Origin of the sequence: Paenibacillus sp. FSL R5-0517 (assembly GCF_037974355.1) — a bacterium.
GTDB lineage: Bacteria > Bacillota > Bacilli > Paenibacillales > Paenibacillaceae > Paenibacillus.
Genome location: NZ_CP150235.1, coordinates 407442 through 426032 on the forward strand (window position 1 = coordinate 407442; position 18591 = coordinate 426032).

Sequence of the window (18591 nt, forward strand, 5' to 3'; positions counted from 1 at the left end):
CCTCCTAGAGTCTCATGCCCATCCGGCTTTTATAGCGTTTCAACAATAACTGTGATTCCACTTTGACGATACCTGGCATCTTATAGAGCTTCTCCAGCAAGAACTGCTCCATCTCTTCCATATCTGCAAAAATACCATGCATATGTAGGGTGCTAGGCCCTGTCATATGATAAAGGCTGGTAACGGCAGGCTCTTCGTCCAGTTTCTCCGCAACTTCATCCAGGAAGGGCGGTTCCACATCGACATTGAAAAAGGCGGAGACCTGGAGCCCAACCTTGCCAGGGTTGATCACCACGGTGAAGCGTTCGATGATTCCTTTTTCGGATAACGCATTAATGCGTGCCTGGACAGCTACACGCGACAACCCGATCTGTGTACCCAAGTCCGTATAGGATATCCGGCTATTCTTGTGAAGTGCGGCGATAATTTTGCGATCCATCTCGTCCAGATTGTACATTTGCGGAATTTCTCCCCCTTTGGAGGAGCGTTTCTCTGACATGTTGACCATCCTTTTCTTTCGCTATATGAAATGAACAATGAAATTTTACTGAACATACAATGTGTATGTGGCATTCATAGTTTAATGACGAATCGTAACTGGAGTCAATCTATTTATTATCATTATTGAATTTAACCGATTTTAAGCCTTCATTTTGTCATTTTGACCAATCCCATATAAAAAGGCCACTCGCATAATCTAATGGCGAGCAGCCGGTTAACAGATAGAGCTGGAGTGTAACGCTAGGCACGATACGAATCAGGTCCGGTTATCGCTGAGCTGTTTTGGGCAGGAAAAGGGTAACAGTTGTGCCTTCACCAGGCTCGGAAGAAACTCTCAACGTTCCACCTGCACCACGGGCACGCTCTTCCATGCTGAACAACCCAACACCATTGCCAGCTGTTGCTTCGCTGAATCCGGCACCCTGGTCCTCAATAATAACCATCGTCATGTCCTCAGCGTCTTCTACAGTAACACGTGCCTCGGCAACATCGGCATACTTCGCGACATTGGTTAAGGCTTCCTGAATAATCCGGTATATGGCGATCTCCCGGTTCATCTCCAGCCGTTTGCGCAGATTACATTCCAGATCAACTTCAATTCCGTAGTGACGGGTGTAATTCTCAATATACGTACGAATTGCCGGAACAACACCCAGGTCATCCAAAACGGATGGTCTCAGTTCCCATGCCATCCCGCGTACATCTTCCATAATACCCGTGACCTGCTTACGCAGTGCTTCAACTCCGGCGTGAGGCTGGTCTGCCAGCAATCGGTCCATCTGAATCACCAGAGAGAAGAGACTCTGTCCAATCCCGTCATGCAGTTCACGCGAGATCCGGCGTCTTTCCTCTTCCTGAATGTTCATGACCTGGGACATCATCTTCTGCAATTCACCTTCGACGGATTTCAGCTTGGTGACCTCGCTACGTACAGCCAGGTATTGATACGGCTCGCCGTCATTATCGAGGAAAGGCACGATGGTGGTGTTGACCCAATAGTAACTGCCATCTCTGGCACGGTTGCGAATCTCCCCGTTCCATACCTTGCCTGAGGATATCGTGTCCCACAGGTTTTTCATAAAGGCTTTGCCATGGTATCCGGAATTAATGATTCGATGATCCTTACCGATGAGTTCTTCGCGCTCATACTGCGAGATCTCACAGAATTTATCATTCACATACTGGATCTTCCCCTTGCGGTCTGTTAATGCCACAATGGAGGACTCATCCAGAGCAAACTTCAGATCACTCAGTTGATGCAGGGAGCCCTTCAACCTGCTGCGAAATTCATTATCGGTAATGTGATTATCGATTTCGTTCAGCAGGAGGCGTACGGGCTGGTCTGCGAGTCCACTTAGTCTGTTCTTGCGTGCACTACTCAAAGTTCAGCAACCCCTTTTTCATGGCGAACTTCACCAGTTCCGGTCGTGTACGCAGGCCAAGTTTCTCCATCAGATTGCTTTTGTGGGATTCGACCGTTTTGACACTGATGATCAGATGTTCGGCGATTTCCTTGTTGGCGTAACCTTTGGCAATCCAGGACAAAATCTCTTTCTCCCGCTCGGATAACGTGTCATATGGGCCGGCGTTTTCCTGTTTGGCTTTGTCCAGGTATTCACTCATCAGCCGTTTGGTCGCACTTGGGTACAGATAGGCGCTACCCTCTGCTACGGAACGAATCGCGGCAAGCAATTCTTCATGCGGCGCACTTTTGAGTATATATCCCGATGCTCCCGCATGGATGGCTCGGAATAGATATTCTTCATCGTCATGCATGGTCAGTATTAGAATGGAGACATCCGGCATCAATTTCTTCAATTCAGCCGTAGCGGTCAGACCGTCTTTGCCTGGCGGCATGCTAAAATCCATCAAGACCACATCCGGTTTTAACTCTTGAGCTTTGGCAATGGCTTCATCACCATCTGCGGCATCCCCAACGATATGTATATCATTCTTTCCTTCAAGTAAAGCAATCAGCCCGGATCGCACGACAACATGGTCGTCTACAACTAATAGTTGAATCACATGATTTCCCCCTGTCCGCTTCCTCAGTTCTATCTATATCATAACAAAAAAAGAAGCGGCTCAGAGGTTAATTCTCTGAATCGCTTCTCGCACTACTTCAAACGTTCTATCCAAACACCTTCGGCTGAAGACGCAGAGCGACCTGCTCAGTCTGTAGGACTATGTTCGGTGAAAAGGTGCAAGGCAGTCTGCTGCCAACGAGCAGCACGGCACCAGGCACGCTTCCTTCCTGAAACACGGGGACTGCTATGGCACTTACCAGTCGCTCAGCAAGCATTAACGGGCAACGACCGGGTGTATGCTCCCCGGGGGACTGTGCATCAGATCGGGCTGTGCGTCCAGTTCGCAGGGCTGTGCCTACCAGATCTTGTCCGGGGCGCATCTCCATGCGTTTCACCCGTTCATTACTGGACCCAGATGTAACCTTCCAGCGTAGCATCGTCCCGTTCAGACAGGCAAGTCCACAGAAGTCACTGGATGTGCTCAGGCGCAGGCCATCGATCATCTCCTGAATACCAGATGGCAGTTCATCATGCATGAGGGGACACTTCCTTTTTTTTCGGAATATAACGTACATAACGGTGTAATTATTATCATTAACCTTCGAACAGGATCATCTTAAAGTAAGGGTATTACGATGGTAGTTCTATTGTAGACCCATTCTCGGTCATTGTAATTCAGGGAAAACCCCTATTTCCGTTCCGTAATCTACTGAACTTGGGCAGTGGAGGGCTCCTGAACCAGGTACATCAAGGGATTGGAAGAATACGAAGGATGAGGCATATCGGTGAAATGTGACTTTTCTCACAGCAAATTCAGGGAGTTTCTTGTCAATGATCAGGTAATCCCCCGATAACCCTGAGGCTACTTTCGCGATATGATGTATACATAAGGAATCACCGAGGGGGACGAAGGTTATGGGTACAGTATTTGTAGAAAGAACAACCCAGAGAACAGCGCAGAAACAAACGGAGGCGGGCAAAATGACACGAGAAACAGGCGGAATCCTTTCGTTCGTTACATCTGAGCAATGGGACCTGATTGAAGCAAAAATGCAACCCAAACGGGTGAAGTCGGGGTATAGTCTCTTTCTCGAAGGCGATGAAGCCGGATATCTGTACTACATTCGTTCGGGACGAGTAAAAATGACCAAGTCGACGGAGGATGGCAAGGAAATTATTTTATCTATTCAGCAAAGCGGCGATCTCATCGGTGAATTTGGCGGTATCGGTGGATTGAATCATAGCTATAGTGCAGAGATGGCGGAAAAAGGGGAACTGGCCATTATCTCGCTTAGCGATCTGGAAAGTATACTCAGCAAACATGGCGACCTTGCCTTGAAATTTTTGCAATGGATGGCATTGTCGCAGCGGATTACCCAGTCGAGATTCCGTGATCTGCTGCTCTACGGCAAGGCGGGGGCGCTCGCTTCGACACTGATCCGTGCCAGCAATTCGTATGGCCGGATTACACCGGACGGTATAGTGCTCGACATGAAGCTGAACCATACCGATCTTGCCGAGATGATTGGAGCAACCCGGGAGAGCGTAACGCGGATGCTTGGGGCATGGAAGGAACAAGGAACGCTGGATATGATGGATGGCAAACTGATGATTCGGGATCTGGCAGCCCTGCGCTGCATGTGCGGATGTCCCACATTTCCAAGCTGCCCGGTAGAGCTGTGCCGATTGTAAGGTAGATCGTTCCGGGGGAATCCGAGGTAAGGAAAGATCATCGGTTGCATCCTAGAGGAACAATTGTGATTTGGTTCCAAATGAAGCTTCAACTCCACTGGCGATTGGGGTCGTTACGGAGAAAAAAAAGAAAAGCTGGCGTCCCATATATGGGAGTCAGCTTTTTGTGTTTCCGTGAAATTGTTCATGTGCCATATTCACTGGAGAGTATTGAATAGATCACCGAGTCATGAAAGCAACCTTTGTAGAACCAGTGCTCCCGTAATAGTCCCTCACGCTGCATACCGATTTTCTTCATAACATTCTCCGAAGCCGTGTTGTGTGGGCGACACTTGGCGTAAATCCGGTGGATGCCGAGTTCGTTGAAACCGAAGCCTAGTATAGCGCTGGCTGCTTCGGTCGCATAACCTTTCCCTTGGTAAGTGGGATTAAGGACGTAACCAATCTCTGCATTGGTTTTCTCCATCACGTGAATACCTACTCCGCCAAGAAGAGTCCCGTCACTTTTCAAACATATCGCCAGCTCATAACCTTCTCGTGGTTGTGTCTGCTGCATGTCCAACACAAACTGCACGTACTCTCGCGTATCTTCTTCTGTATTCGGTCCCCACGCCGTATGCTGAGTGACTTCTGTCATGGATGTGTAGCTATGTATACTTTCCCAGTCTATCTCCAGAATATCCCTGATGATGAGTCGTTCGGTCTCCAATTGCATCGTTGTCCACTTCCTTCATATTTGAATAACTTACTGTACATTGTACAACAAAAAATAGCCCATAACAGATTCAACGAATGAATCGGTCATGAGCCATAATGTAGATCTATGATATATGGAATGCTATTGTGGTTGTTTACATTGAACTGCGGGATAAGTATAAGCCAGCTTGCGGATAATTTCCTTTTGCCATCTCGTATCACCCAGATTGGTTGCCAGGTTCAGAAGATCCAAATAATCGTCAAGCTGCAGATCAGCCTTTTGCAGAGTTGTATTCATTCGATGTTCGTTCCCCTTTATCTATAAAATCGTAAAATCATATGCAGTAGAAAGTTACATGGAGACAAGTTCAATAATGATAATCATTATCACGTTTATATACTCATTATGCAATGAACGCTGGCAAAATGCAATATCAAGTCAGCAACGAAGTTAACTTTTTTCTGAAAATAGGCTCCTCCACATCACATAGGGAATGTACACACCGAGATATGCAGACGGATACAGGAACCAGCCATTCATCAGGAATTGATGAATTTCGGTGGTGAACGTGGTCATATGAGCATTCGTTGCATACACATCACCAGCGATGACAGTTGCGGCACTGTAGAAGCATAGCAGCGCGAGGATATGAAATAGCCTCGTAACCATTCGGGAACGAAGAGCAACATAAGCCATAATTAGCGGGATAACTAACAAGAGCACCAAAAATATCAACTTCATCATTGTTTTACTCCTTTGGAAAGTGGAATTCTAATGCTAATCAGTATGGGCAAATGGATGCCATCTCAAAACTTTTTCAATAATTTTACAAAAAGATAGAGGAATTCAGCATATGAACAATTAAATTAAAGGAGGATAACCCATTATCAGGTAATTTGGAGGAGGAGAAAGGGAATATGAAGAAGGCGTTATGGCAGCATTGGATCGGGGCATTCCTGGTCTTTATCATGATGGCAACCGCACTGCTGGGGCCGGGTTCGCAAAGTCCGGTACAAGCTGCAGCACCCCTTACGGTATCTCAGGCCATCGCTGCCCAGAGCGGTGGAGGAACAGCGACGGTTGAAGGAATCATTGTTGGACATGCTACCGGGTCACTTACCGCAAAGTTTACATCTCCGTATGCCAATGATTTTAATGTTCTGATTGCCGATTCAGCGTCAGAGCGAACCAACGCCAGATTATTGGATGTGCAGATTCCCGCTTCTTTCCGTTCGCAATATGGACTGGCTACCAATCCTAATCTTGTAGGCAAAAAGATCATCGTCACCGGAACCCTCGGAGCCTACAACAGCTATGCAGGAGTCAAAAACCCAACGTCCATTGCATTTTCCTCCGGAACAACGAACCCTGATCCAGAACCGAACCCAGGCACAACATTACCGGATGGTACCGGCAAAAAAGTATTGTTCGATAATACCCATGCCCAGACAGCAGGTGCTGCGGACTGGATTATTGATGGAGCATTTTCGGATTTTGCCAATGGTTTGCGCAACGCAGGCTTTGTCGTGAATCAGCTGGAACGCAGCATTCCGTATACATTCGGTGAGCAAGCCATCACCTATAATAAATTGAAAGATTACGACGTCTTTGTCATTGGCGAAGCCAACGTGCCGTTCAAAGCGACAGAGCAGGCTGCGCTGGTGCAGTATGTGCAGAACGGAGGAAGTGTTTTCTTCATCTCCGACCACTATAATGCAGACCGTAACAAAAACCGCTGGGATTCTTCCGAAGTATTCAACGGCTATCGCCGCGGTGCCTTCCTGAATCCGGCCAAAGGCATGTCTTCGGCTGAAGCAGAATCACCAGCGATGCAGAGTGTGACGAGTTCAGACTGGCTGGCGACGAATTTTGGTGTACGTTTCCGCTACAATGCCCTTGGAGATGTAAATGCATCGGATATCGTTGCACCTGCTCAATCCTTCGGTATTACGTCTGGTGTTAATGCTGTAGCCATGCATGCGGGATCCACCGTTGCAATTATCGACCCTAACAAGGCCAAAGGTTTGGTGTATGTACCAAGTGGTGTGTCCAAGTGGGGCAATGCTGTCGATCAGGGCGTATATAACGGGGGTGGACGAGCTGAAGGGGCCTATGCCGCCATTGCCAAGGTTGGTGCGGGCAAAGCTGCATTTATTGGCGACTCTTCACCTGTGGAAGACGCTACTCCGAAATATTTGCGTGAAGAGACCGGTGCGACCAAGAAGACCTATGATGGATTCAAAGAAGTGGACGATGCAACGTTCCTTGTGAATACCGTAAAATGGCTGGCGGTCAAAGAGAGTTATACCAGTCTGGCACAAGTGCCAGGACTGACATTGGATACGGCCACAAGCCTGCTCTCCATGGAAGCTCCGGCTGCATCAACCGAGCCGCAACTTGAGCCATGGGCTGCACCTGCGGCGGGATACAAATGGTATGATCCGACTACATTTAAGACAGGTTCATACGGAAAAGCGCAATAAATGAAATAGATATCATATCATCATGCGGAATAGGGCCTGACCGTGGAAGTTTGTTCGCGGACAGGCTCTTTTTTGCTTGTTATGCCAGATGCATTCACGACCATGATCAGCTCTTACTGCCCTGTCATTGTATATATACTTGCTCCTGGGGGGAAGGTATGGGTATTCAGGATGTGTGCGAGCCATTAATCGAATTAAAGGAGGAGGCGACGTATGATGAAACGGCAAACAGACTGTGACAGTTCCTCGATGAGAGAGAAGCTCAAAGCGGATCTCCATCGTGTAGCAGAACGGATGAATCTGACGTTATCCCGGTTTGACAATGACAGTGCCTGTCTGCTGGGGCAATTTGCAGAGATTCGTGCGGAAATCAAGCAGATTGAGGTGCTCGCCTCTTCGTTTTATCTGGATTGTTATCTGTCGCCCTTTACCGAGAAGTTTGCCGAATTAACTTCGAGCGTACAACATCTATCTGATCGGAGATATGGGGCGTTGATTGTGATCGAACGTGAGATTCCGTTGGAGTCGATGATTCATTCAGGCGTGGCCGTGGATGCCAGAGTGACACATGCGCTGTTGGAATCCTTGTTCATTCCTGGTGCACCATTGCATGACGGGGCCGTATTGATTCGTGGCAATCAGATTGTATCCGCTGGTAATGTGCTGCCGTTGTCGCAAGCGGAAGTGCATGAACGAAAAATAGGCACTCGACATCGGGCTGCACTGGGACTCAGTGAATTGACGGATGCGGTTGTACTGGTTGTCTCTGAGGAGACGGGACAGGCTTCATTCGCGGTGGATGGAGATCTGCATCCGATAAATGTGGTTGAGACGTTATCCTAAATTTGAACGATCAAGTGGCCTGCTTGGGGCGATTAAGATGATGCTGTTGAGGGAAGTGTGCCTTTCTCCTGTAAGAGAGAGGTTTTTCTATTGATAGACGATAAAATTATAATCTGAAATTCGACAGCTTTGCCTTCGCCATATGAGAAACATCGATCGATGCTTCTCTAACATTGCGATGTGATTTTGCACAAACTGGGTATTCATGGGTACAATAGAGGATGGTCGATGAATAGAGAACAATGCGATTGAATCGCAAAAATGGTTGGAGGAGACGGTTAGCACATGAGTTGGTTTGAAGCAATGGAGCATCACGATTATGAGGAACTGGTTCTGTGCCAGGATCGAAATTCAGGGTTAAAAGCAATTATCGCCATACATGACACAACACTCGGCCCTGCGTTGGGAGGCACACGGATGTGGACTTACGCTTCGGAAGAAGCAGCCATTGAAGATGCGCTGCGCCTTGCCCGTGGTATGACATATAAGAATGCAGTATCCGGCCTGAATCTGGGCGGCGGCAAAACCGTTATTATCGGAGATCCAAGGCGTGACAAAAACGAAGCGATGTTTCGTGCGTTTGGACGATATATTCAAGGGTTGAACGGACGTTATATCACGGCCGAAGATGTGGGAACAACGGAAGAGGACATGAACCTGATCTATCAGGAAACCGATTATGTGACAGGCATCTCGGCAAGTTATGGTTCATCCGGTAATCCATCACCAGCAACCGCTTGGGGTGTATATCGGGGGATCAAGGCAGCAGTCAAAGAAGCATTTGGCACCGATCTGCTGGAGGGTAAGACGATAGCGGTTCAAGGTGTCGGCAATGTGGCGATGCATCTGTGCAAATATCTGTATGAGGAAGGTGCACATCTGATCGTTACGGATATCCATAAAGACGCGGTGAAACAGGCTGTGGATCGCTTCGGCGCAACAGCTGTTGATCCCGCGGATATCACGAGTGTGGATTGTGATATCTATGCACCATGTGCACTGGGCGGCACGATTAATGACGATACGCTTAAGACGCTCAAGGCGAAGGTTGTAGCGGGATGCGCCAACAATCAGCTTCTGGAGACCCGTCATGGGGATCAGTTGTATGACATGGGCATCGTATACGCGCCTGACTATGTTATCAATGCAGGTGGCGTAATTAACATTGCAGATGAGCTGAATGGTTATAATGCGGATCGGGCGTGGAGCAAGATCGGAGAGATCTATGCCACTCTGGAGAAAATATTCGAAAGCTCACGTACCGAGGGCATCGCTACCTATGTTGCTGCAGATCGTCTGGCTGAGCGACGGATCGAACAGATGAAGAATACACGCAGTACATTTTTGCAGAATGGCCACCACGCGCTGAGTTCCCGGAGATTGCGCAAGTAAACGGTATTGAATCTTTATTAAATCTGTAAACGGTCTGTTAGATAACGGCAACGTCCATTTCTAAGATGGATCGTGTCGTTCTAACAGGCCATTTTTTATGTTGTTATCAGATATAAAAAAATGAAAAACAGTGGCAATATCTCCCTAATAGATCAATTCCACTATGCATTTTTCCGATAATGTATATACATCGTTTAGATGCAGATGGTTCAGGGAAGTGGGGAGAAGTGAAAATGGGGAAAAGACAAGGGGTAGCGCACAGGCTTAGAAATGTGTCGCTTAAAATCAAGCTGCCGATCATGATCAGTGTATTGGTCGTTTTGGTACTGCTCGGTGCAACGACCACAAGTTATATGATTTCATCTGATGTTGTGGTCAGGAAGAGCAAGGATGAGATTAATGTAATGGCTGACCGCCTTGGGGAAGGGCTTTGGACAGCGATGCAGCTTCAGCAACAGATGAGTCATGCGATGTCCGTACATAGTACGTTTAAAGAACTCTTGAAGTTGCGTGACACAAACGAAATGACAGATGAGACCTTTTTCACAGATGAGAATCCATATTTCAACAGAGCGAATACAATTCTCACCGAGAGTATATCTGACACAATAGGCACCAAGCCGGATCTGTTCGTGTTTGACAAGGAAGGAACCATTGTGGCAGGAACCATGCCGGATGTCATTGGACAGCCACGAGGAGACCGTGAATATTTCAAGGAGTCCATACAGGGGAAATCCTTCATCAGTGATGCCATCGTGTCGAAGAATAGCAAGAAGCTGATAATTGCATTCTCGGAGCCTGTCATGGATGAAGAGGGTAATATTCTGGGTGTGTTCGCCATGTCGGTGGACAGCAACTTTTTCCTGGGGCAACTGGGGGACATCCAGATCAATGGTCAAGGCAGAGTTGAAGTATTGAGCCGAAGCGGCATCATTATGTATGATTCACTGGACCCTTCCATTGTGGGACAAACGTTGGAAGAGGACAAGGAAGCCACTGAACTTATGGAGGCCAGAGCCACCGACAAAGTGAAGATCACTTCGATGGATCGAGATGATATCTATTATCGTATCAATCAGATCCCTGGTGCAGATCTCTCCGTTGTCATTATTGATGATTATGATGATATCAAACGCCCATTAGAGGATATGCAGCGCCAGATGATTATCGTGACATTGATCGGAGTTGCACTGGCGATTGGCGTAGGATTGCTAATTTCTCGCAGTATTACGAGACCCATCATTCGTCTGATCGGGCTGTTCAAACAGCTTGCTCAAGGGAATCTCACCGTTAAGGCCAATGGCAGATATAACAGTGAATTTAAGGATCTGGCGGAGAGCTTTAATGGCATGATCGAGCAGAACAGGAACCTGATTACCGATATGAATAATTCAATTCATGTGCTCCAGGCCAGCACTCAGGAATTGGAGGAGACATCCAAACAGACGGCAAGATCCATTGATGAGACATCGGCAACGTCCATGGGCATTGCCAAGGCGATGGAGGCCCAATCGGAAGATACCGAGCAGATTGCAGGCAAGTTCAACAGCTTTGGCGATAAAGTGGCTGCCATGAACAGCAGTGCGCAGGATGTGAAGGCAAGAGCGGATGAGATCGAATCGGTTTTCCACAACGGGAATGAAGTCGTCAATGAATTGATGCGTATTAATGAGGTCAACGAGCGGGAAGTGGAGAAAATCTCGGAGATTACGGTCAAACTTCAAACGAGTTCGGGCAGTATTAGTCAGATCACGGAAGCGATCAGCCAGATCGCGAAGCAGACCAATCTGCTTGCATTGAATGCTTCAATTGAAGCATCACGGGCTGGGGAGCATGGCAGAGGATTTGCGGTTGTGGCCGAGGAGATCCGCAATCTGGCAGAGCAGAGTTCCCGCCAGTCCAAGGAAATCTCCAGCATTATCGAGCAGAATCTGGCCGATGTCGCCGAGAACAACCATAGTGTTGCCGAAATTCACACCATCTCGTCCAGACAGGATGAGCTTGTTTTGCAGACTCGTCAGGCGTTTGATGTGATTCTGGAGAAAGTAATGGTCATTAATCAACAGATCGCCACGATGGCAGGACAGATGCAGGAGATGTTGCAGAATAAGGATGACGTACTGGAGTCAGCACATAGCTTGTCGGCTTCGGGAGAGCAAGTATCTGCTTCGGTTGAAGAGGTAACAGCAACCATGATGGAGCAGTCTTCCACGGTGCAACAGTTGGCAAACATGGTCGATACGATCGATCAATTGACGCAAAAACTGGCCGAATCGGCTGCAAGATTCAAGGTGGAGTAAGCGTTAATTGTAGATGGTATAGAGGGAAAAAAGTAACGACGAGGATGTCCCATAAGTCATGAATATGACGAGGGACATCCTCATTTAGTTTGATTTTGTTTTAATGAACCTGACACACGCTATTCGCTCCCATTTGCCCAGATCTGAGAACTAACGAATCACAGAGACGCTATTTCGTCGATTCATTGGTTTTTTTTAGGTTTGGAAGCCCTAGTATGACGAAATAGCGTTAGTGAGGTTCGTTAAATCTTGCAACCGTTGGTGATGCGCCTTTTAAGGTGTGGTAGGTTCGTTAGCACTTGGAGCGAGACGGTATTCCTTCTGGGACAGCCCCTTTTGCAACCAGTCCCCTGTCTCCTGTCCCCAGCTAAGTTATGCATGATAAGGGCATTTTTCCGTGTGAGGTGTTGGGGTATAGTCTGCATCTATCAAAACGTAATGCACTTCTGATTGAGCAGCTTCATGAATTGATCCAGCGCACTGCTGACATAACGATCCTCACCGCGGACAAAGGTTGTTGTGGTATGAGTATAACGATCTGCGAGATCAAATACGGAAAAATCATCCGGTTTCTTGTGAATAACGCTGCACGGCATAATGGTAAAAGCAATGCCAGATTCCACACAGCTGAGCAGGTTTTCCATCGTACTCACTTCGATGATATTACGTGCGGACAACCCTTCTTGCTGCAGGAATTCTTCGGTCATTTCACGATACGGACAGCCTTCGGGGAAAACGACCCACGATACCTGGCACAGGCTCTCAGGTGGTGCGTCTGTCTTTTTGGAGATGATATGAACCGTGTCCTGCATCTCGTATTCCACTTTCAGGCCTTCCTTCACACAAGCCCCGCTGATAAAAGCACCATCAATCTCATAGTCCTGTATTTTCTTGCGCAGTACTTTGGGTGAAGTGGCGTTAACGAGTGAGATGGATACCTCCGGGTAGGTTACTTGATATTCATTCAGAATCTCCATAAAGCGGCTGGATGCCGCAGTTTCCACAATGCCGATTTTTAGCGTGCCAGAAGGTTCTCCGGGATCGGTCATATCCTGCTTCAGATCGTGCAAAAGGTTATGAATGCGTGAGGCGTACTGGACGAACTGTTCTCCTTTGGAGGTCAGTACAACACCTTTGGGAAATCGGTTGAACAACTGGATTTGATATTCCTGCTCCAGTTTTTTGATGCGTGTCGTGACATTGGATTGCGCGTAATTCAGTTCTTTGGCGGCCTGTGAGATTTTGCCTGAACGTGCGACCGCGAGAACAATATCGATATCAGAAAGTTCCATGCTGTATCCTCCTGAGTGTGGATTAACTTACATTGCTTCCGCAGATATTCATGTTAGGTATCTCTCTGAGAGATACAACTATATATTACAATCATTTTACGATATATCAGAGCAGCCGTACAATATCCTTACTGACGAAGAGAGTAGGGATATAACATGGATAACATGCATACACGTTCAACATTATTAAGCCCAGTGACAATTCATCAATGGAAGTTAAGAAACCGAATGGTGATGGCACCGTTGACCCGGGGATTTGCTGATGACCATAAGGGGACCGTGACGGATGAGATGGTGGCGTATTATGAGCAGCGCGCACGAGATGGCGTGGGACTGATCATTACCGAGGGCATTAACCCGAATCTGGCAGGCAAAGGCACCTACGGCATTCCCGGCTTATATACAGATGAACAGACGACTTCTTGGAAAAGGGTAACGGATGCTGTTCACAGACATGGCGGCACCATTATTGCTCAGCTGTGGCATGTCGGCAGATTGTCCCATTCTGATCTGATCGGAACCGCTCCACTGGCACCTTCCAGCCTTGCGGCAGAGGGAAGAGTGCATAAGCTGCATAAGCCGTATCAGATTCCCCAAGCGATGAGCGCACAGGATATAGCGGATACGATTCAGCATTTTCAGACGGCAGCACGCCATGCGGTTCTTGCCGGGTTTGACGGAATCGAGCTGCATGCTGCGCATGGGTATCTGATCGACCAGTTTATCAATGAGAAGACCAACCACAGAACAGACGAATATGGAGGCGACACTGCGGGCAGATTACGGTTCCTTCGAGATATTATTTTGGCTGTAAAAAAAGAGATCCCTGTGGATCGCATATCGGTTCGATTCTCCGAGAAAAAGGATGATGATGCATCCTATGCATGGGCAGACAAAGCTGGAATGATCGATGCATATCTGAAGTTGTTCCGCGAGACGGGAATTACGATCTTGCATCCCTCAACAGATCATTATGCGAAAGCGTGGGAAGGGGAGAAGTCCTTTCACGAGCGGATTCGAAGTCAGTGGGATGGAATTATTATTGGTGTGGGGAATCTGGATGTTCAGACCGCAGAGCACGCGATTGCTAAGGGAAGCGTAGATTTGGCTGCGTTCGGCAGACCGTTTATCTCCAACCCTGATCTGGTGCGGAAATTGAATGCTGGTGAGCCATTGGTGGAGTATGATGCAGCTAAGCATCTGCCCATGTTGGTGTAAAAGGGAAAAACCGATTCAAAGAAAATCAAAAAAAGAATGAACGCTACTGACATACTGTTGGCAAGAACGTCCTTGTATGATCAAGATATAAACAATCCCATATCTAAAGGAGAATAACATTATGTCAGTAATCGGACCCGATTTCATTTCACTTCAAGTGAGCAATCTTGAGAGCTCTGCCGAATTCTATCAAAACTATCTCGGACTGGTACGCTCACAGGCGGGACCACCTCATGCGGTGGTCTTTGATACCAAGCCTATTACATTTGCTCTTCGTGACCTATTGCCAGGAACCGAACTCCGTTCAGGTACTCAGCCAGGACTTGGTATCGCCCTGTGGCTTCATGCCCCGGATACGCAAGACATTCACGACAAGCTTGCTGCGGCAGGCGTTAAGATTACATCTGCACCCATAGATGGACCATTCGGGCGAACTTTTACATTTGCCGACCCAGACGGGTACCAAGTTACCCTTCACAGTAAAGCCTAATACGCAGATGTATCCATCTTAATCACAGTGATACCTTGCTCTGTCACAGAGAGCCAAGTGTTAATTACAAAATAAAGGGCAGCACTGATCCTTAGGATCAGTCTGCCCTTATTTGGTCGTTCGAATTAAACGATACATTCATTTCTATTCGTTGCTGACGACTACAGCTTTCTTTTCCGTAAAGTAATACACCAAAGCGAGCAGCGGCATGATCAGGCCAATCAGCGTTGTGAGACTCCAGCCTCCGTTAGCATAAGACCAGCTTCCAAGAGATGAACCAATCGCACCGCCAACAAAAAAGATCGACATGAATATGCCATTCACACGCCCTCTCGCTTCACTTCCTAAGGAGTAGATAATGCGTTGACCCAGCACCAGATTTCCCGAGACAGCCATATCCAATGTAATTGCCACGATCACAAGCAGGATCAATGCAAACGTGGAGTGGCTCTGGAATACATAAGCCAGACCAAACGAAGCTGCAGCGATGATCATGGCAGCCCCCGTGAGAATACGCGTTAGTCCGCGATCTGCCAATCTCCCGGCAATGGGAGCGGCAATAGCACCTCCGACACCAGCCAGGGCGAACCAGGCAATGCCTTGCTGTGACATGCCGAAATCGTTCGCGAGTCTGAGTGGAACCGTCGTCCAGAATAAGCTGAAAGCACCAAACAGACTGGCTTGATAGAACGCCCGACGGCGTAACAGAGGCATCGTTCTGAACAGTGTGCCCAACGACACGATTAATTGACCGTATTTCAAGGTGGGTTCAGGTTGGCGAGCAGGAAGAGCACGGGATAGGAGCAACATGAGAAGTGTTATGACAATGGCGGAGAATACAAAGACCGTCTGCCATCCGAAGAGGCTGGTGATAAAGCTTGCGACAGGACGGGCCAGCATGATGCCCAGCAGCAGACCACTCATGACATTGCCGACAACCCGTCCGCGTTGTTCCTCGGAAGTAAGATATGTCGCATAGGGCACCAGAATTTGAGCGACAACAGAACCTATGCCGATGAATAGAGAGGCAGTCAGAAATACAACAGCCGTGGGCGAGAAAGCCGCAGCAATCAGGGCAACAACCAGTACGATGAGGAAAAGCACGACCAGGCGTCGGTTCTCAATAATGTCACTGAGCGGCACGATGAATAACAAACCAATAACATAACCAATCTGAGTCAACGTTACGATCAATCCGGCAGCGGCAGAAGAAAGGCCCGTGGTCATGCTAATCGGTCCGATAACGGTCTGAGCATAATACAGGTTTGCCACGATCAATCCACAAGCGGATGCCAGCAAAAAAATAATCCAGGCAGGTACAGGTGCCTTCTTCACTTGTTGTCTCATATCCATCTTAATCATCCTCCACAGATTTCATATTCGTATTGAAAATTCGATATTCCAGATAGATCAACGGGTGCTGTTTAAAATGTTAATTACTAAACGTTGTGTTCACTAATTAAAACATATAATAAACTAAACGTTTAGTATTGTAAATAGACTAAACATATTTTAATGAAAATTTAAATGAGGATATAAAAATGAGCGAAGATTGAATTGTGTGTACGCAATGCATTTTAGTATAATGAACGTATCGTATTTATGAATATTACTGATGATAAAATATATTTTTTGCATCCAGGAGGGCTCAAAATGACTGCCAAAAGAGGACGTCCACGTAATATGGAAACCCAGAATGCCATTCTTAACGCATCCTATGAGTTGTTGTTGGAGCACGGATTCGGGGCTGTTACGATTGAGAAGATTGCTGAGCGCGCACAGGTGAGCAAAGCCACGATCTACAAATGGTGGCCGAGCAAAGGCGCTGTCATCATGGACGGATATATGTCTGCCGCAACGGCAAGATTACCCGTACCGGATACAGGCTCGGTATTGGAAGATATACGCATACATGCGAGTAATCTGGTTCGTTTTTTGACCAGTCGGGAAGGAAAAGTGATTACACAGATTATCGGAGAAGGGCAATCGGATGAAGGGCTTGCCGAAGAATACCGCACAAGATACATCCAGCCACGTCGGCGTGAAGCTCGAGGAATCTTGGAGAAGGGCGTGGAGCGCGGCGAATTGAAGAGTGGGATAGACATTGGAATGTATATTGATCTGATCTATGGACCGATGTTCTATCGCATGTTAGTTACGGGGGAAGCGATGGATGAAGCGTTTGTTGATGTGATGCTCCGTTCATTGTTTGAGGGCATTCAGTCCAATTAGATATAGGGATAGTCGCGATACAAGCGGGAGTAAGAGGGAAGAGGGCGATTCGTAGGAATCACCCTGGAAGGGATCACATGTGGCATATTGTACGTGGGAGAGTATTTAAACTTGGAATATAGGTGAGATGGCTGTGGGCCATGAGTCTGTAGCATTAGAGGATAGGAAGGATGCGTGCTGGGTTAACACCGGGGGTTCATTCCATACTGAACTAGGCAGTTCACGGCGTAATACAGGGGCCACTTCCTTGGCAAAACGCTCCACTTGCTCCAACTGCTCGCTATGCGTCAATCCATCTACGCTGATACTCAGCACCTGATGTCCGTAAGCGGCATGATAGTCCAGAATTTTCTCAATCACTTGTTCAGGACTGCCGATTAACGCAGGGCCACGTGCAATGTTATCCTCCAGATCGGTGAAGGGCGACTGGTTATGCTGAGCGGCGGCGGTGGCATGGAACGCTTCATAGTATGGCTTATAGCGACGAATGGCTTCTTCACCTGTATCGGCAAGGTAGAGACTGCCGGCACCAGAGCCAATCACTGCCTGCTGCGGATCATGACCATAATAATCGAGGCGCTCTCGATAATGATCGATTAACGCTTTGTATTTGTCCTGAGGGTGAAAAGAATTTGACGTGAAGAGCGGCTCGCCATATTTGGCAGCGAGTTCGGTTGAGACTGTACTCGACGCGCTACCATGCCAGATTGGGATGGACTGCTGAAGCGGCCTAGGCCACGTGGTCACGCCCTCAAGCGGAGGGCGATACGTTCCCTGCCAGGTGACATTCTCTTCAGACCACAGCCGTTTTAGCAAATGATACCGTTCATTGAGTGAGTCCCATTGTTCCTCTTCGCTTATGCCAAACAGCGGATAGTGTCGAGGGTCATTGCCTTTCCCGATGATCATCTCCAGCCGTCCGCCTGATAATTGATCCAGTGTGGCATAATCCTCGGCAACCCGGACTGGATCAAGTATACTAAGAACAGTAACGGTGGTTAGTAACCGAATGCGTGTGGTTGCTGCGGCTATTCCGGTTAATACGACAGGTGGCGAGGAAGATAGAAAAGGTGCACCGTGTCGTTCACCAATTCCATAGGCATCGAATCCCAGTCGTTCAGCCAGCTTCGCTTGCTCCAATATATTATGGAATTTCTGCTGAGTCGTCAGAGCCTCCCCGGTTACGGCATTAGGCAGATTCATCATGAGACTAAACAAGGCAAATTTCATCTGACCTTCTCCTTGAACTGAATTAATCGTATCTGTGTCGTATAATCCTATTGAAATAGTAGGATATGTAAGTTGCATTAAATGTATCATGTTCTCACGGATTCTTCTAATGGATTTTTTCTATAAGCAAAAATTCAGTTCAGGCCCCCTTGCACAGATGTGAAGGAAATTGCCACGATTTTTATTGACCGCTG

Annotated in this window: 18 protein-coding genes; 8 read left to right on the forward strand and 10 right to left on the reverse strand. The window is 47.6% G+C overall.

Annotation, left to right across the window (positions count from 1 at the left end; genetic code table 11):
- Window positions 1-4: 4 nt before the first annotated feature.
- From MKX40_RS01950 to MKX40_RS01965, 4 genes are all read right to left on the reverse strand, one after another.
- Window positions 5-499, reverse strand: a complete 495-nt coding sequence (locus MKX40_RS01950; protein ID WP_062837151.1) for an Lrp/AsnC family transcriptional regulator — start codon at window positions 497-499, stop codon at window positions 5-7.
- 268 nt (window positions 500-767) lie between these two features.
- On the reverse strand, window positions 768-1883 hold the full coding sequence (locus MKX40_RS01955) for a PAS domain-containing protein (protein ID WP_339239187.1): 1116 nt from the start codon (window positions 1881-1883) through the stop codon (window positions 768-770).
- Entirely contained in the window at window positions 1876-2526 is a 651-nt protein-coding gene (locus MKX40_RS01960) for a response regulator transcription factor (RefSeq protein ID WP_017691068.1), read from the reverse strand. The genes MKX40_RS01955 and MKX40_RS01960 overlap by 8 nt, the downstream gene beginning before the upstream one ends.
- Window positions 2527-2632: 106 nt before the next feature.
- A complete protein-coding gene (locus tag MKX40_RS01965; RefSeq protein WP_339239188.1) occupies window positions 2633-3064 on the reverse strand; it encodes a GAF domain-containing protein in 432 nt (143 codons plus the stop codon).
- Window positions 3065-3443: 379 nt separating this feature from the next.
- On the opposite strand from MKX40_RS01965, the gene MKX40_RS01970 reads away from it, so the two are divergent.
- Window positions 3444-4220, forward strand: coding sequence for a Crp/Fnr family transcriptional regulator (locus MKX40_RS01970; protein ID WP_339239189.1), 777 nt, complete (start codon window positions 3444-3446; stop codon window positions 4218-4220).
- A gap of 184 nt (window positions 4221-4404) precedes the next feature.
- Here the strand turns inward: MKX40_RS01970 and MKX40_RS01975 are convergent, their stop codons facing one another.
- The 3 genes from MKX40_RS01975 to MKX40_RS01985 form a co-directional block, all read right to left on the reverse strand.
- Complete coding sequence (locus tag MKX40_RS01975) at window positions 4405-4935, reverse strand: GNAT family protein (RefSeq protein ID WP_339239190.1); 531 nt, start codon at window positions 4933-4935, stop codon at window positions 4405-4407.
- A 123-nt stretch (window positions 4936-5058) separates the two neighbouring features.
- Entirely contained in the window at window positions 5059-5214 is a 156-nt protein-coding gene (locus MKX40_RS01980; protein WP_017691064.1) for a hypothetical protein, read from the reverse strand.
- A 153-nt stretch (window positions 5215-5367) separates the two neighbouring features.
- Window positions 5368-5661: a hypothetical protein gene (locus MKX40_RS01985; RefSeq protein WP_339239191.1), complete on the reverse strand. Its 294-nt coding sequence runs from the start codon at window positions 5659-5661 to the stop codon at window positions 5368-5370.
- A 224-nt stretch (window positions 5662-5885) separates the two neighbouring features.
- On the opposite strand from MKX40_RS01985, the gene MKX40_RS01990 reads away from it, so the two are divergent.
- The 4 genes from MKX40_RS01990 to MKX40_RS02005 all read left to right on the forward strand — a co-directional run bounded on the left by MKX40_RS01990 (window position 5886) and on the right by MKX40_RS02005 (window position 11935).
- The gene (locus MKX40_RS01990; RefSeq protein WP_339242878.1) at window positions 5886-7400 is read left to right on the forward strand and encodes a DUF6359 domain-containing protein; all 1515 of its coding nucleotides are present in this window, start codon (window positions 5886-5888) and stop codon (window positions 7398-7400) included.
- A 213-nt stretch (window positions 7401-7613) separates the two neighbouring features.
- Window positions 7614-8243, forward strand: coding sequence for a sporulation-specific diadenylate cyclase CdaS (cdaS, locus tag MKX40_RS01995; RefSeq protein ID WP_339239192.1), 630 nt, complete (start codon window positions 7614-7616; stop codon window positions 8241-8243).
- 285 nt (window positions 8244-8528) lie between these two features.
- Entirely contained in the window at window positions 8529-9635 is a 1107-nt protein-coding gene (locus MKX40_RS02000; RefSeq protein WP_339239193.1) for a Glu/Leu/Phe/Val dehydrogenase, read from the forward strand.
- A gap of 233 nt (window positions 9636-9868) precedes the next feature.
- The gene (locus tag MKX40_RS02005; RefSeq protein ID WP_339239194.1) at window positions 9869-11935 is read left to right on the forward strand and encodes a methyl-accepting chemotaxis protein; all 2067 of its coding nucleotides are present in this window, start codon (window positions 9869-9871) and stop codon (window positions 11933-11935) included.
- A gap of 428 nt (window positions 11936-12363) precedes the next feature.
- On the opposite strand, the gene MKX40_RS02010 is transcribed toward MKX40_RS02005, so the two are convergent.
- Complete coding sequence (locus MKX40_RS02010) at window positions 12364-13227, reverse strand: LysR family transcriptional regulator (RefSeq protein WP_339239195.1); 864 nt, start codon at window positions 13225-13227, stop codon at window positions 12364-12366.
- Between the two features lie 156 nt (window positions 13228-13383).
- Here MKX40_RS02010 and MKX40_RS02015 point away from each other — a divergent pair, with 156 nt between their 5' ends.
- Complete coding sequence (locus tag MKX40_RS02015) at window positions 13384-14445, forward strand: alkene reductase (RefSeq protein ID WP_339239196.1); 1062 nt, start codon at window positions 13384-13386, stop codon at window positions 14443-14445.
- Between the two features lie 121 nt (window positions 14446-14566).
- Entirely contained in the window at window positions 14567-14935 is a 369-nt protein-coding gene (locus MKX40_RS02020; RefSeq protein ID WP_339239197.1) for a VOC family protein, read from the forward strand.
- 144 nt (window positions 14936-15079) lie between these two features.
- Here the strand turns inward: MKX40_RS02020 and MKX40_RS02025 are convergent, their stop codons facing one another.
- Window positions 15080-16288, reverse strand: coding sequence for an MFS transporter (locus tag MKX40_RS02025; protein ID WP_339239198.1), 1209 nt, complete (start codon window positions 16286-16288; stop codon window positions 15080-15082).
- Between the two features lie 300 nt (window positions 16289-16588).
- Between MKX40_RS02025 and MKX40_RS02030 the strand changes: the two genes are divergently transcribed.
- Complete coding sequence (locus MKX40_RS02030) at window positions 16589-17167, forward strand: TetR/AcrR family transcriptional regulator (protein ID WP_339239200.1); 579 nt, start codon at window positions 16589-16591, stop codon at window positions 17165-17167.
- Between the two features lie 105 nt (window positions 17168-17272).
- Here the strand turns inward: MKX40_RS02030 and MKX40_RS02035 are convergent, their stop codons facing one another.
- Entirely contained in the window at window positions 17273-18397 is a 1125-nt protein-coding gene (locus MKX40_RS02035; protein WP_339239201.1) for an LLM class flavin-dependent oxidoreductase, read from the reverse strand.
- Between the last annotated feature and the right edge of the window lie 194 nt (window positions 18398-18591).

Bases quoted from the DNA above. Each gene is read 5' to 3' on its own strand.
- MKX40_RS01950 (WP_062837151.1), bottom strand. From the start codon at position 499: ATGTCAGAGAAACGCTCCTCCAAAGGGGGAGAAATTCCGCAAATGTAC.
- MKX40_RS01965 (WP_339239188.1), bottom strand. From the start codon at position 3,064: ATGCATGATGAACTGCCATCTGGTATTCAGGAGATGATCGATGGCCTG.
- MKX40_RS01970 (WP_339239189.1), top strand. From the start codon at position 3,444: ATGGGTACAGTATTTGTAGAAAGAACAACCCAGAGAACAGCGCAGAAA.
- MKX40_RS01975 (WP_339239190.1), bottom strand. From the start codon at position 4,935: ATGCAATTGGAGACCGAACGACTCATCATCAGGGATATTCTGGAGATA.
- MKX40_RS01980 (WP_017691064.1), bottom strand. From the start codon at position 5,214: ATGAATACAACTCTGCAAAAGGCTGATCTGCAGCTTGACGATTATTTG.
- MKX40_RS01985 (WP_339239191.1), bottom strand. From the start codon at position 5,661: ATGATGAAGTTGATATTTTTGGTGCTCTTGTTAGTTATCCCGCTAATT.
- MKX40_RS01990 (WP_339242878.1), top strand. From the start codon at position 5,886: ATGATGGCAACCGCACTGCTGGGGCCGGGTTCGCAAAGTCCGGTACAA.
- cdaS (WP_339239192.1), top strand. From the start codon at position 7,614: ATGATGAAACGGCAAACAGACTGTGACAGTTCCTCGATGAGAGAGAAG.
- MKX40_RS02000 (WP_339239193.1), top strand. From the start codon at position 8,529: ATGAGTTGGTTTGAAGCAATGGAGCATCACGATTATGAGGAACTGGTT.
- MKX40_RS02005 (WP_339239194.1), top strand. From the start codon at position 9,869: ATGGGGAAAAGACAAGGGGTAGCGCACAGGCTTAGAAATGTGTCGCTT.
- MKX40_RS02010 (WP_339239195.1), bottom strand. From the start codon at position 13,227: ATGGAACTTTCTGATATCGATATTGTTCTCGCGGTCGCACGTTCAGGC.
- MKX40_RS02015 (WP_339239196.1), top strand. From the start codon at position 13,384: ATGGATAACATGCATACACGTTCAACATTATTAAGCCCAGTGACAATT.
- MKX40_RS02020 (WP_339239197.1), top strand. From the start codon at position 14,567: ATGTCAGTAATCGGACCCGATTTCATTTCACTTCAAGTGAGCAATCTT.
- MKX40_RS02025 (WP_339239198.1), bottom strand. From the start codon at position 16,288: ATGGATATGAGACAACAAGTGAAGAAGGCACCTGTACCTGCCTGGATT.
- MKX40_RS02030 (WP_339239200.1), top strand. From the start codon at position 16,589: ATGACTGCCAAAAGAGGACGTCCACGTAATATGGAAACCCAGAATGCC.
- MKX40_RS02035 (WP_339239201.1), bottom strand. From the start codon at position 18,397: ATGAAATTTGCCTTGTTTAGTCTCATGATGAATCTGCCTAATGCCGTA.